The 13605-nt window shown below is 68.8% G+C and carries 12 protein-coding genes; 7 read left to right on the forward strand and 5 right to left on the reverse strand.

Going from position 1 to position 13605, the window contains the following annotated elements:
* Positions 1-73: 73 nt before the first annotated feature.
* The 4 genes from dnaK to ACWD35_RS32930 are packed head-to-tail and all read left to right on the forward strand — an operon-like array spanning position 74 to position 4247.
* Positions 74-1921, forward strand: a complete 1848-nt coding sequence (dnaK, locus tag ACWD35_RS32915) for a molecular chaperone DnaK (protein ID WP_451354990.1) — start codon at positions 74-76, stop codon at positions 1919-1921.
* On the forward strand, positions 1918-2571 hold the full coding sequence (gene grpE / locus ACWD35_RS32920) for a nucleotide exchange factor GrpE (protein ID WP_451354991.1): 654 nt from the start codon (positions 1918-1920) through the stop codon (positions 2569-2571). Before dnaK ends, grpE begins: the two co-directional genes overlap by 4 nt.
* A 42-nt stretch (positions 2572-2613) precedes the next feature.
* Positions 2614-3789 (forward strand): molecular chaperone DnaJ, encoded by a 1176-nt coding sequence (gene dnaJ / locus ACWD35_RS32925; RefSeq protein WP_451354992.1) that lies wholly within the window; start codon positions 2614-2616, stop codon positions 3787-3789.
* A gap of 5 nt (positions 3790-3794) precedes the next feature.
* Positions 3795-4247, forward strand: a complete 453-nt coding sequence (locus tag ACWD35_RS32930; protein WP_451354993.1) for a heat shock protein transcriptional repressor HspR — start codon at positions 3795-3797, stop codon at positions 4245-4247.
* A gap of 61 nt (positions 4248-4308) precedes the next feature.
* Here ACWD35_RS32930 and ACWD35_RS32935 read toward each other — a convergent pair whose 3' ends face one another.
* Complete coding sequence (locus ACWD35_RS32935; protein WP_451355038.1) at positions 4309-6042, reverse strand: PA14 domain-containing protein; 1734 nt, start codon at positions 6040-6042, stop codon at positions 4309-4311.
* A 169-nt stretch (positions 6043-6211) separates the two neighbouring features.
* Between ACWD35_RS32935 and ACWD35_RS32940 the strand changes: the two genes are divergently transcribed.
* Positions 6212-6871 (forward strand): Uma2 family endonuclease, encoded by a 660-nt coding sequence (locus ACWD35_RS32940; RefSeq protein ID WP_451354994.1) that lies wholly within the window; start codon positions 6212-6214, stop codon positions 6869-6871.
* Here the strand turns inward: ACWD35_RS32940 and ACWD35_RS32945 are convergent.
* The gene (locus tag ACWD35_RS32945) at positions 6787-7317 is read right to left on the reverse strand and encodes a hypothetical protein (RefSeq protein ID WP_451354995.1); all 531 of its coding nucleotides are present in this window, start codon (positions 7315-7317) and stop codon (positions 6787-6789) included. The genes ACWD35_RS32940 and ACWD35_RS32945 overlap by 85 nt on opposite strands.
* Before the next feature lie 5 nt (positions 7318-7322).
* On the reverse strand, positions 7323-8618 hold the full coding sequence (locus tag ACWD35_RS32950) for a fibronectin type III domain-containing protein (RefSeq protein WP_451354996.1): 1296 nt from the start codon (positions 8616-8618) through the stop codon (positions 7323-7325).
* A gap of 295 nt (positions 8619-8913) precedes the next feature.
* On the opposite strand from ACWD35_RS32950, the gene ACWD35_RS32955 reads away from it, so the two are divergent.
* Positions 8914-10020: a sugar ABC transporter substrate-binding protein gene (locus tag ACWD35_RS32955; RefSeq protein ID WP_451354997.1), complete on the forward strand. Its 1107-nt coding sequence runs from the start codon at positions 8914-8916 to the stop codon at positions 10018-10020.
* A gap of 299 nt (positions 10021-10319) precedes the next feature.
* On the forward strand, positions 10320-11360 hold the full coding sequence (locus tag ACWD35_RS32960) for a LuxR C-terminal-related transcriptional regulator (protein ID WP_451354998.1): 1041 nt from the start codon (positions 10320-10322) through the stop codon (positions 11358-11360).
* A gap of 6 nt (positions 11361-11366) precedes the next feature.
* On the opposite strand, the gene ACWD35_RS32965 is transcribed toward ACWD35_RS32960, so the two are convergent.
* Complete coding sequence (locus ACWD35_RS32965; RefSeq protein ID WP_451354999.1) at positions 11367-12368, reverse strand: helix-turn-helix transcriptional regulator; 1002 nt, start codon at positions 12366-12368, stop codon at positions 11367-11369.
* On the reverse strand, positions 12365-13402 hold the full coding sequence (locus ACWD35_RS32970) for a helix-turn-helix transcriptional regulator (protein ID WP_451355000.1): 1038 nt from the start codon (positions 13400-13402) through the stop codon (positions 12365-12367). The genes ACWD35_RS32965 and ACWD35_RS32970 overlap by 4 nt, the downstream gene beginning before the upstream one ends.
* Positions 13403-13605 lie beyond the last annotated feature (203 nt).

Raw genomic sequence — 13605 nt, forward strand, 5'->3', positions numbered from 1 at the left:
GGTCTGTTGACCCGGCGGACCCGCTCGTGCACACTTGAGCCTGTTCCACTCAAGTCAGCTGGAGGAATCAACCATGGCACGTGCGGTCGGCATCGACCTGGGCACGACTAACTCCGTCGTCAGCGTTCTGGAAGGCGGCGAGCCCACCGTCATCACCAACGCCGAGGGCGCCAGGACCACGCCGTCCGTCGTCGCCTTCGCGAAGAACGGTGAGGTGCTCGTCGGCGAGGTCGCCAAGCGCCAGGCGGTCACGAACGTGGACCGGACCATCCGCTCGGTGAAGCGCCACATGGGCACCGACTGGAAGATCGAGCTCGACGGCAAGGTCTTCAACCCGCAGCAGATGTCCGCGTTCATCCTGCAGAAGCTGAAGCGGGACGCCGAGGCCTACCTGGGCGAGAAGGTCACGGACGCGGTCATCACCGTCCCGGCCTACTTCAACGACTCCGAGCGCCAGGCCACCAAGGAGGCCGGCGAGATCGCGGGCCTGAACGTCCTGCGCATCGTCAACGAGCCGACCGCCGCCGCGCTGGCCTACGGCCTCGACAAGGACGACCAGACGATCCTCGTCTTCGACCTCGGTGGCGGCACCTTCGACGTCTCGCTGCTGGAGATCGGCGACGGCGTCGTCGAGGTGAAGGCCACCAACGGTGACAACCACCTCGGTGGTGACGACTGGGACCAGCGTGTCGTCGACTACCTGGTCAAGCAGTTCCAGTCCGGCCACGGCGTGGACCTGTCCAAGGACAAGATGGCCCTCCAGCGCCTGCGTGAGGCCGCCGAGAAGGCCAAGATCGAGCTGTCCTCCTCCACCGAGACCTCGATCAACCTGCCGTACATCACCGCGTCCGCCGAGGGCCCGCTGCACCTGGACGAGAAGCTCACCCGGGCTCAGTTCCAGCAGCTGACGGCCGACCTGCTGGAGCGCTGCAAGACGCCGTTCCACAACGTCATCAAGGACGCCGGCATCTCCATCAACGAGATCGACCACGTCGTCCTCGTCGGTGGCTCCACCCGTATGCCCGCCGTCGCCGAGCTCGTCAAGGAGCTGACCGGCGGCAACGAGGCCAACAAGGGTGTGAACCCGGACGAGGTCGTCGCCATCGGCGCCGCGCTCCAGGCCGGTGTTCTCAAGGGTGAGGTCAAGGACGTCCTGCTCCTCGACGTGACCCCGCTGTCCCTCGGTATCGAGACCAAGGGCGGCATCATGACCAAGCTGATCGAGCGCAACACCACGATCCCGACGAAGCGCTCCGAGATCTTCACGACGGCCGAGGACAACCAGCCGTCCGTGCAGATCCAGGTCTACCAGGGCGAGCGCGAGATCGCGGCGTACAACAAGAAGCTCGGCATGTTCGAGCTGACCGGTCTGCCGCCGGCGCCGCGTGGCGTCCCGCAGATCGAGGTCGCCTTCGACATCGACGCCAACGGCATCATGCACGTCACGGCCAAGGACCTCGGCACGGGCAAGGAGCAGAAGATGACCGTCACCGGCGGCTCCTCGCTGCCGAAGGACGAGGTCGACCGGATGCGCCAGGAGGCCGAGAAGTACGCGGAGGAGGACCACGCCCGCCGCGAGGCCGCCGAGAGCCGCAACCAGGGCGAGCAGCTCGTCTACCAGACCGAGAAGTTCCTCAAGGACAACGAGGACAAGGTCCCCGGCGAGGTCAAGACCGAGGTCGAGGCCGCCGTCGAGGAGCTGAAGACCGCGCTCAAGGGCGAGGACAGCGCCGCGATCCGTACGGCCACCGAGAAGGTCGCCGCCGTCTCGCAGAAGGTGGGCCAGGCCATGTACGCCGACGCCCAGGGCGCCCAGGCCGCCGGTGGCCCGGAAGGCGCCACCCAGGGCGGCAAGGCCGCTGACGACGACGTCGTCGACGCCGAAATCGTCGACGACGAGCGCAAGGACGGTGCCGCGTGACGGAGGAGACCCCGGGCTTCGAGGAGAAGTCCGACGTCCCCTCCGGCGCGACCCCTGACGACGCCGAGCCGAAGGCCGCCCCCGAAGAGGGGGCGGCCCCGGCCGGGGACGGAGCAGCAGACGCGGGCCTGGTGGCCCAGCTGGACCAGGTGCGTACGGCGCTCGGCGAGCGCACGACGGACCTCCAGCGCCTCCAGGCCGAGTACCAGAACTACCGCCGCCGGGTGGAGCGGGACCGGGTAGCCGTCCGGGAGATCGCCATCGCGAACCTCCTGACCGAGCTGCTGCCCGTGCTCGACGACATCGGGCGGGCACGGGAACACGGCGAACTGGTCGGCGGGTTCAAGTCCGTCGCCGAGTCGCTGGAGACCGTCGCGGCCAAGCTGGGCCTCCAGCAGTTCGGCAAGGAGGGCGAGCCCTTCGATCCGACGATCCACGAGGCCCTGATGCACAGCTACGCGCCGGACGTCACCGAGACGACCTGCGTGGCGATCCTGCAGCCCGGGTATCGCATCGGCGAGCGCACCATCCGCCCCGCGCGGGTGGCCGTGGCCGAACCGCAGCCGGGCGCGCAGGCCGGCAAGGGCGAGGGCGCCGAGGAGAACGCGGCGGCCGACGACAAGGAGAGCGGTGGCCCGGACGAGGGCTGACGTACGGACCGAGGCGAACCACGGAAAGGGGGAACGTCGGGGATGAGCACCAAGGACTTCATCGAGAAGGACTTCTACAAGGTCCTCGGCGTCCCCAAGGACGCCACCGAGGCCGAGATCAAGAAGGCGTACCGGAAGCTCGCCCGCGAGTTCCACCCGGACGCCAACAAGGGCAACGCCAAGGCCGAGGAGCGCTTCAAGGAGATCTCCGAGGCGAACGACGTCCTCGGCGACCCCAAGAAGCGCAAGGAGTACGACGAGGCACGCGCCCTGTTCGGCAACGGCGGCTTCCGTCCCGGGCCGGGCGCCGGCGGCTCCTTCAACTTCGACCTCGGCGACCTCTTCGGAGGCGCCGGGGGCGGGGGCGCCCAGGGCGGCGGCTTCGGCGGCGGAATCGGTGACGTCTTCGGGGGACTGTTCAACCGGGGCGGTGCCACCGGCACCCGTACCCAGCCGCGGCGCGGCCAGGACATCGAGTCCGAGGTCACGCTGAGCTTCACGGAGGCCATCGAGGGCGCCACGGTGCCTCTCAGGATGTCCTCCCAGGCCCCGTGCAAGGCCTGTTCCGGCACCGGCGACAAGAACGGCACACCGCGCGTGTGCCCGACCTGCGTCGGCACCGGGCAGGTCGCCCGGGGCTCGGGCGGCGGCTTCTCGCTCACCGACCCCTGCCCCGACTGCAAGGGCCGCGGTCTGATCGCCGAGCACCCCTGCCTGGAGTGCAAGGGCAGCGGGCGCGCCAAGTCGTCGCGGACCATGCAGGTCCGCATCCCGGCCGGGGTGACCGACGGCCAGCGCATCCGGCTGCGCGGCAAGGGCGCGCCCGGCGAGCGGGGCGGCCCGGCGGGCGACCTGTACGTGGTCGTCCACGTCGGCGCGCACCCGGTGTTCGGCCGCAAGGAGGACAACCTCACCGTCACCGTCCCGGTGACGTTCGACGAGGCTGCCCTCGGCGGCGAGGTGCGGGTGCCGACCCTCGGCGGCCCCGCCGTCACCCTGAAGCTGCCTCCGGGCACGCCCAACGGCCGCACCATGCGGGCGCGGGGCAAGGGCGCGGTCCGCAAGGACGGCACCCGCGGCGACCTCCTGGTCACCGTCGAGGTGTGTGTCCCCAAGGACCTGTCGGGGAAGGCTCGTGATGCGCTGGAGGCGTATCGCGAGGCGACCGCGGGCGAGGATCCGCGTGCGGAGCTGTTCGAGGCCGCGAAGGGAGACTGAGAGTGATGGACGGCCGTCGGCGTAACCCGTACGAACTGACCGAGGAGACCCCGGTCTACGTCATCTCGGTGGCTGCCCAGCTCTCCGGACTCCACCCGCAGACGCTGCGCCAGTACGACCGCCTGGGCCTGGTCTCCCCGGACCGGACCGCCGGGCGGGGCCGCCGCTACTCGGCCCGCGACATCGAACTGCTCCGCCAGGTGCAGCAGTTGTCGCAGGACGAGGGCATCAACCTGGCCGGCATCAAGCGCATCATCGAACTGGAGAACCAGGTCGCCGCGCTCCAGTCCCACATCGCGGAGCTGGAGGCGGCCCTGGACGGCGCGGCGGCGACGATGCGCCAGCGCGAGGCCGCCGTCCACGCCTCCTACCGCCGCGACCTGGTCCCGTACCAGGAGGTCCAGCAGACCAGCGCGCTCGTCGTGTGGCGGCCGAAGCGGCAGCAGTCCTCGGACTGACCCGCATGCTCAGCTGAGAGGGGCCCGGAATCCGGGCCCCTTTCGCGTGCTCGGGTCCTGCTCACGGGAGAAGGACGGCGAGCTCCGCTCCCGGCGCCGACTCGGTGCCGTCCGCGTACAGCGCGGTCACCCAGTAGTAGTGGGTGGTGCCGCTCGCTGCGCCGGTGTCGGTGTAGGAGGTCTGCGCGGTGGCCGCCAGCTTCTCGTAGGCGTGCGTGTCCGCGTTCCAGCGGTAGACCTGGTAGCCGGTGGCGTCGGCCACCGTGTTCCAGCTCAGCGCGACGGCACCCTTGCCCGCGTCGGCGGTCAGGCGGACCGGCGAGCCTTCCGGGGTCGGCACGCTCGGGGTGGTGTCCAGCTCGGTCGCGGTCACGATGTTCGGCGAACGGGTCCACTCGTAGTGGGAGTTCCAGTCGTCGTCCACGGCGTCGATGAAGAAGCAGCGCTCGTCACCGTCCGGGACGGTGGCGTAGTCGTACGAGGTGGTGTCGGTGGACAGCCACTCCGCCGCGTACACCTCGCAGACCTTCTCCCCGTTCTCCTCCTCGTCGTCGTAGTTGTGGAGCTCGCCGGCGTAGACGACGTACCGGGCGAGGTCGGGCGTCGGGTCGGCGTCCCAGGCGAGGTGGAAGCCGTAGTCGGTCGGGGTGACCGTCAGCCCGGTGACCGCGGACGGCGGGGTCTCGTCCTCGTGCACCCCGCTGACCGTGGCCGAGCGCGCGGACTCGTTGCCGGCGGCGTCGACGGCCGTGACGCGGTAGTAGTACCGCGCGCCCTCGGTGCCGGACGCGTCGAGGTACGACGTCCGGTCGGCGGCGGCGACACGGCTGTAGGCGCCGTCGGCACTCGTGGAGCGGTACACGCGGTACGTGGCCGCGTCCGCGACCGCGTTCCACGCGAGGCTCACCCCGTCGCCGCCGCTGCCGGCGGTCACGCCGGTGGGGATGGGGGGCGGGGTGCGGTCGGCGGTGGTGACGGGCTGGTCCGCGGTGCCGGCCGACTCGTTGCCTGCCTTGTCGTAGGCGCGGACCTCGTAGTAGTACGTCCGGCCGTCGGCCGGAAGCGCGGTGTCGGTGTACGAGGTGGCCGTGGTCGCCCTGAGCGCGGCGCCGAACGGGGAGCCCTTGAGCCGCCGGTAGACGGTGTACCCCGCGAGGTCCAGCTCCTTGTTCCGGGACCAGCTCACCTTCGCGGCGCCCGCGGAGTCGTACGAGACGGAGACGCCCGTCGGCGTGAGCGGGGCGACCTTGTCGATGTCAGGGGAGGTGCGCGGCCGGTAGGCGAAGGAGACGAGGGCCGGCCCGGTCCAGTTGACGAAGTCGATGCGCAGCGTGTGCTTGCCGGCCGGGACGGTGACGTTGACGGTCTTCTTCTGCGTGCTGGAGACGTTCTTCCACAGGTCGACCTTGCGGATGCCGTCGAGGTAGACGCGGATGCCGTCCTGGACGGCGACGGACAGCGCGAAGGGCCCGCCGGAACCGAAGTCGCGGGTCACGGTCCAGCGGACGCCGAAGTTGTCCTTCGGCAGTCCGGTGACGGGGACGCCGCTCCAGCTCTGGTCGACGGCGGAGTCGCAGTCCGTCTTCTTCGGGGTGCCCGAGAAAGTGGTGTTCGCGTAGAACTGCCGCGTATAGACGGGTGAGACGCAGCCGGTGGCGGCGGTGGCGGCGGTGGCGGCGCTCAACAGGGCGCCTGTGGCGGCGAGCACGACCGCGGTGGCGGTAGTGCGTCTGGCTGGGTTCGTGTGTTCCTCGGTCTTGACCGTCGCCGGTCGGGGGAAGGGGCTGGCGACGATCACGACTCGCCGAGCGGGTGCTGGGTTGTACGGGTTGAACGTTTCGCCCTCGCTCGGACGGGTGAACGGGGGGTGATTCCCCTGGTCAGCCGTACTGCTGTACCTACCGTGATCGCGTTGCTTGTGCCCCGAGCACACCCAGCCCACACTTTGAGGAGGTGATGCCGCCATGACCGCTCTTGCGCACGAGAGGCCCGAGACCATGCCTGAGACCAGGACCGAGCCCGTGTCCTCGGCCGACAACGGCCCCGAGCTGGACGAGGTCCTGTGGCAGGCGTGGAAGGCCATGGAACTCCCCGAGGGCTACCGTGCCGAGATCATCGAGGGAGCCATCGAGGTGTCGCCCACCGGTCGCCTGTCCCATGCTCAGATCGTCAACCGTCTGCGCAACGCACTGGTGCGGTTCCTCGGGGAGGGAGAGTATGCGGCGTTTCAGGACACCAACGTCATCCACCAGCGCAAGGGATGGATTCCTGATGTCCTCGTCGCCCCCGAAGACTTGGAGCCGTACGGCGACGAGGAGGAGCTGGGGGTGGCTGCGTCCGCTGTCTCCCTCATCGTCGAGGTCGTCTCACCCGGCAAGCGCAACCAGGAGCGTGACCGCATCCGCAAGCGCCGCGAATACGCCCGGGCCGGAATCCCCGTTTACGTCGTGATCGACGACTACGACAGTCACGGCACCGTCACCGTTCTCACCGAACCCGAGCCCGACCAGGCCGATTGGGTCGGAGTCCACCGCGTTCCCTACGGCACCGAAGTCACCATCCCCGAAGGTCCCGCCAAGGGTTTCGTGATCGGTGAGGAGATCACCGGTCCGAAGCGGGGCTGAAGCGGGGTCATAGGCGGGCCCGACCGCTCGGTGACGAACGGCCAGACCACGGGCTCCGTCACGGTGACGAACGAGAAGTCCTCGCCGGTGGTGAAGCGGGAGTTGCCGGCGTAGTCCACGGCGACCACGGCCCACCGGGACGTCTCGCCCTGCGGCTCGTAGAGTTCGTGGACGTAGGAGAGCGTCGGTTCGTCCTCCCAGGTCTGTCCGACCTCACCCCACTTCTCGTACTGCCAGACCCCGTCGACCAGCACGCCCCGGTAGATGTCGTAGTGGTCGACGTCCTCCTCGGTGTTGCGCTGCCACAACAGCTCGATGTCGATCTCGATGTCGCTGCTGTTCACGGCGCCGCGCAGCCCGGTGACGGCCGCTGGGGCGAGGCCGGTGGCCGGTGCGGTGCCGGTGGCGGGTGCGGAGGGGACGGACTCCTGGGACTGGGTGTCCACGGCGGTCACCGTATAGGTGTACGAGGCGCCCTGCCGGACGTCGAGTCGGTGTAGGAGGTCTGCCTGGCGCCGACCTCCTCGATGAGACGGCCGTCGCGGTAGATCCGGAAGTGGCCCAGGTCGTGGGTGATGGGCGTGGTGGGCGCCGCCCAGGTCAGCGCGATGCCACTGCCGGCCTGTGTCGTGGCCGTCAGGCGCGTGGGGGCGGAGGGAGCGTGGTCACCTCGCTCCACGTGCACGCCCGCCGATTTGGCGGACCTGTTCCCGGCGGCGTCGACCGCGGTGACCCAGTAGCTGTAGTAGAGACCCTCTGCGACCTTGACGTCCAGCCAGGACGTGCCGGTCACCTTCGCCACCTGCACGACGGGCTCATCCCCACCGTCGGTGTCCCACCGCCGGTGCACGAGGTACTCCGCCGCCCCCGGAACCGTCTTCCAGGTCACGGTGATGCCCGGCTGGCCGTCGCTCAGCGCGACGCCGGCGGGGACGGCCGGCGCGGTGCGGTCGGGGGTGGTGACGGGCTGGTCCGCGGTGCCGGCCGACTCGTTGCCTGCCTTGTCGTAGGCACGGACTTCGTAGTAATACGTCTCACCGGTCGTTGGCGGGGCATCGGTGTACGAGGTCGCCGTCGTGGCGGTCAGCTTCTTCCAATTGCTGCTGCCCTTGAGACGCCGGTAAACCCGGTATCCGGCGAGGTCCATCTCCTTGTTCTTCGCCCAGGTGAGCTCGGCTTTGCGGGCGGCGGTGTCGTACGACGCGGCAGCCCCTGTCGGCGTCAGCGGCGCCACCTTGTCGACGGTCGCCGAAGTACGGGGTATGTAGGCGAACTTGACGTTGGCCGTGCCCGTCCAGTTGACGAAGTCGACGCGGAGGGTGTGCTTTCCGGAGGGGATGGTGACGTTGAGCGTTTTCGACATCGTCGACGAGACGTTCTTCCACAGGTCGACCTTGCGGATGCCGTCGAGGTGGACGCGGATGCCGTCCTGGGCGGAGGCGGTGAAGGCGAAGGGGCCGCCGGAGCCGAAGTCGCGGGTGACGGTCCAGCGGACGCCGAAGTAGTTGTTCGGCAGTCCGGCCGCGGGCGCTCCGGTGCCCCAGTTCTGGTCGATCGCGCTGTCGCAGTCCGTCTTGGTCGCTGTGCCCGAGAAAGTAGTGTTCGCGAAGAACTGCCGCTTGTAGACGGGTGAGGTGCAGCTCGTGGCGGCGGAGGCCGGGGGCGTGGCCGCGGTGAGCAGGGTGCCGGCGGTGGCGAGCACGACCGCGGTGGTGGCCGAGGCGGTCGTGCGTCTGGCTGGGTTCATTCGGTCCTCTGATCGGGATGGAGCGGCTGCCGTAAGCCGTCGTGATCACGACACGCGAGGAAAGGTGTTGGTTGTACCGATCTTTGCCGCCCCATGGACTCCTCTTGAATGGAGGGCCCGTAAAGGGCGTTTGGATGGGGTTTCGCATCCCCTTCACAGGTGCAGCGGTGTGTGCTGTTGCGTACTCGTTAAGTGGTTTTCCTTGACGCCGCATGTGCCCCCCGCGTTGTCTTTTCAGACACCTGGGTCGCTTAAAGCCGCCCACGTCCGCAACACACCTGAAGTGAGCCCCCGAATGCGTCGTATCGCCCTGACCGTGGCCGCATCCACGATGACCCTCTCGCTGGCCGGCTGCGGCATGCTCGACGCCTCGGGGGACGGAGCGAGCGCGAGCCCGTCGAAGGGCAACGACCTCAGGCTGGGGCTGCTGCTGCCGGAGAAGGCGAACACCCGCTACGACAAGTTCGACTACCCCATCATCAGGGACAAGGTGGCCGAACTCACCCACAAGCAGGGCAAGGTGGTATACGCGAACGCGAACGCGGACGCCACCCGGCAGGCCGGCCAGCTGCAGCAGATGATCGACGACAAGGTCGACGCCATCCTGCTCGACGCGGTCGACTCGCACGCGATCGCCGGCGAGGTGAAGAAGGCGAAGGACGCGGGTATCCCGGTCATCGCCTACGACCGGCTCGCCGAGGGGCCGATCGCCGCGTACATCTCCTTCGACAACGAACTCGTCGGCGAGGTGCAGGCCCGCTCCCTGCTGGACGGTCTGGGCCCGGACCACGACACCTCCGACAAGATCGTCATGGTGAACGGCTCGCCCACCGACCCGAACGCCAAGCAGTTCAAGCAGGGTGCGCTCTCCGAGCTGAACGGCAAGGTGGTGATCGCGAAGTCCTACGACACCAAGGAGTGGAAGCCGGAGAACGCCGAGGCCGAGATGACCGAGGCGATCGGCCTGGTCGGCAAGAGCAACATCGCCGGCGTCTACGCCGCCAACGACGGCATGGCGGGCGGTGTCATCAAGGCCCTGAAGGCGGCCGGCGTCACCCACATGCCCCCGATCACCGGCCAGGACTCCGAACTGGACGCGGTCCAGCGGGTCGTCGCCGGTGAGCAGTACATGAGCGTGTACAAGTCCTACCCGGACGAGGCCGAGGCCGCCGCCGAGATCGCCGTCGCCAAGGTCCGCGGCAAGGACATCAAGTTCGACTCCCTCACGCAGGACAGGGCCGACAGCCCGACCACCAAGAACATCCCGTCCAAGCTGGTCCAGGTGAACGCCCTGACCAAGAGCAAGATCAAGGAGACGGTGATCGCGGACGGGATCTACACCGTGGACGACATCTGCACGGCGGCGTACAAGGCGGCTTGCGCGGCGATCGGGCTGAAGTAACCCACGTTTCCGGGGTGCTGCCCCAGGCGGCGAACGGCTGGTCCCGGCCGGACTGGGGGAGCCCGGCCGGGACCACCTCGGGTGGTTTGCACCCGAGGGGAAGCGAGAACAACGATGCCTCGGCGGCGTCCGGCCCACCACCGTCATCTTGTTGCAGTGCGAGGTGCGGAGGCCGGACGATAACCGGACAAACCCTTCGATTGCCGAGCCCTCGGCGTGGTGAGCCGTGTTGCGGACCCGGTCGGCGCCGCGCATAGTTGCGCTGCGGAAGTGGCAGCACACCGGGGGTGAAATGGGCGATGGCCGGGCACGGGGCGAAGCATCCACATGGTGCCGACCGACTGTGCGAGGCCGGGGATCGTGTGTATTCCCGGGCCGTTCGCCGCGGACGCGTGCCGCGCACCGACGCCGATCCGGTGCCCTGTCTCCTTGAACTGGCGCTGCTGCACCCAGATCCCGACGACATGGACTGGCTGGTGCCGACCTCCCCGCAGGAGGTCATGACCCGGTTGCTGCGCGGGGTCTACGACGAGGTCAGGGAGAGTCAGCGGCGGGTAGGTTCGGCCGTGGCCGCCTTCGAGTGGTACGCCGCGCTCGGGCAGCACCTGCAGACACCGGCGGCGCCGGGCGGGGGCGCCGCGATCCGGGTCCTGGACGGACTCTCCCGCATCCAGGCGGCGATGGACGAGGCGACGCAGGCGTGCACCACCGAGGTGCTCACCGTGCAGCCCGGCGGCATCCGGCGGGAGGCCGAGCTGACCGAGGGCCTGCACCGGGCGCTGGCGCTGCGCGGCCGGGGCGTGCGCATGCGCGACCTGTACACGCATGTGGCGCGCCACGGCCAGGGCCTGCTCAACTACCTTGACCTGATGGGCGACGCGGTCGAAGCCCGCACCCTTGACGAGGTCATCGACCGCCTCATCCTCTTCGACCGCACGGTGGCCTTCATCCCCGCCAACGCCGAACGCACGATGGCCCTGGAACTACGCCACCCGGCCCTGGTGGAGTACCTGGTGACGGTCTTCGAGCGCCTCTGGCGCCTCGCGATCCCTCTCACCGCCGCGCTGCCCGACACCGGCATCGAGGGCATCTCGCACCGCGAGCAGTCCATCGCCGCGCTGCTCGCCGAGGGCCACCAGGACGCGGTCATAGCCGAACGCCTGGGCATCAGCGTCCGCACCTGCCGCGCCCACATCGCCCGCCTGTCGGAGACCCTGGGCGCGGCGAGCCGCACGCAACTGGGGGTCCGCATAGCCCAGGTGGGCCTGGACGGTGCGAGTCGCTCTTCCGGCCCGAACGTGTTCGGCATCCCGGACCAGGAGTCCCCGAGCGTCCACTGACCGGCCCTACGTCTGCTCCTCCACGTCGAGGATCCCTGACTGCCCGATGAGATACCCGAGTTGGGCACGGCTTTCGCTGCCGAGGGTTTCGGCGAGTTTGGCGATGTGGACGCGGGCGGTGCGGATGTTCATGCCGAGGCGGTCGGCTATGACGGCGTCGGTGTGGCCTTCGATGAGGAGGGCGGCGATGGCTCTTTGGCGGGGGGTGATGCCGTTCGACGACGGCGGCGTCACCGCTACCGGGAACATAGGGGTGGCCAGGCGCCACAGCCGGTCGAAGGTCGTGACGAAGTACGTGATCAGCGCCGGATGCCTGACCTCCAACGCCTGGGTGCCGTCGTCGTTCGCGGGAATGAGAGCGCGCCGGCGGTCGATGATGATGAGGCGGTGGGGCACCTCGTCAAGGCTGCGGGCCGCGATGTCACCCCTGAGCTGTTCGAACGAGGTGTACACCGTCGGTAGGTGCCGCAGAGTGTGTGGGTAGAGGGCACGAAGGCGGACACCGCGGTCGAGTAGCGCCTGGTCGCGGACGGAGGCGATGTCACGGGCGATGGCGCCGCGTCGGCCGGTGAGCCCGTTACGGGGCTGGATGGTCAGTACTTCCTGACTCGCCTCGTCCGTGGCCTCGGTGAGGGCCAGGTTGATGCGCTCGGTGCCGCTGAGGAGCCGCAGCATCGGGGTGTCGGTGCCGGCGACGGGGTCCGCTTCGATTTGTAAGAGCGGTTCGAACTGTTCCACCAGCTGGTCCTCGCGCCGGCGTTCGTTCGCGATGCGGGCGGCCGATGTGCGCAACAGTCGGTGCAGGGCGGCTGCGGGGGCGACCGGTTCGAGTCGGTCGGGGTCATGGAGCGCCGGATGTAACAGGCCGAAGTCGATCAGGCAGCGGGCCTCGTCGGCGTCCGCGGCGCGTATGTGGCCTTCGCGTAAAGCGCGTTCGTACAGCTTCGTCCCCGAGGCGCAGAGTTCCTCTACGCCGTGCTCGGGGTGCGCGCTCGGCGCGGGGGTCACCCTGAGGCCCCTTGCTCCGGGACTGTGGTGTCCTTGTCGAGGATTCCGGACTGGGCGATGAGATAGCCGAGCTGGGCACGGCTGCCGCTGCCCAGGGCCTGGGCCAGTTTGGCGATGTGGGCGCGGCAGGTGCGGACGTTCATGCCCAGGCGGCGGGCGATGGCCTCGTCCACGTGGCCTTCGACCAGGAGCTTGGCGATGGAGTGCTGGATTTCTGTGATGCCGTCGGAGGCGACTTCGTAGGGGCCGCCCATGTTGAGCGGAACTGCACGGCTCCACATGAACTCGAAGACCTTGATCAGATATCGGACCAGGCCTGGCTGTCGCAGTTCCAGGGCGACCTGCTGATCCTCGCGAATGGGGATGAAGGCCACGGCCTCGTCGCAAATGATGAGCCGCTCCACGAGTTCGTCGATGGTTCGGTACTCAGCCTTGCCGTCGGCGAGGTGTGCGGCGTATGCCAGCTTCTCCGGGCTGTACCGGGCGGTGTGCTGGTACAGGGTGCGGATGCGGACGCCGCGTTCGATGAGCGGCCTGTCCCGCTCCAGGCCCCGCTGCACGCTGCGTTCGGAGAGGCGATCGCTCGGCTGGATCGTGAGCACCTCGGTCTGGCACTGCTCGGTGGCGAGATTGAGTGCGGCGTTGATGCGGTCGCCGCCCTCCAGAATGGTGATCGAGTCGCTGCCCGCCATCGCCTGTGCACCGAGTGTCATGAAAGGCTCGAAGGTGTCGGCGAGTTGGATCGACAGGCGCCGGCGCTCTGTGATCTCGCGCTCGATCGGGCTGAGCCGATGGGTCAAGGCAATTGCCGGGGGGACGGGACGCAGCCAGTCGGGGTCGTCCGGATCCGGCTGGAGCAGGGCGAACTCCATCAGGCAGGGAGCTTCCGTTGCATCGGAGCGGGCGATGCGTCCGGCGCGCAGAGCGGCGGCGTAGAGACTGCGGCCTTCCTCGCACAGCTCCGTCAACGCGTGGGGATGTGCCGCTTTCGCCCGGTTTGTTACCAAAACTCCACCCCCCAGGGTCCTGAACATGCAGGAACATGATGCACCGATTGTGTGGCCATGACGTGCCCGAATGAGCCATCGTCGTACCTGGCGGGGGAATAGGGGACCTTCAAGTAAGGACGAAGCCGAACATGCGTAACAGAGTGCTTCGCTCGGTGCTTGCCGCCGCCTTCCCCGTCATGGCGATTGTCGGTGCGTGGAGCGGCTTTACCGAGGCGAAGGGTGACGTC

Source organism: Streptomyces sp. NPDC002671 (assembly GCF_053592475.1).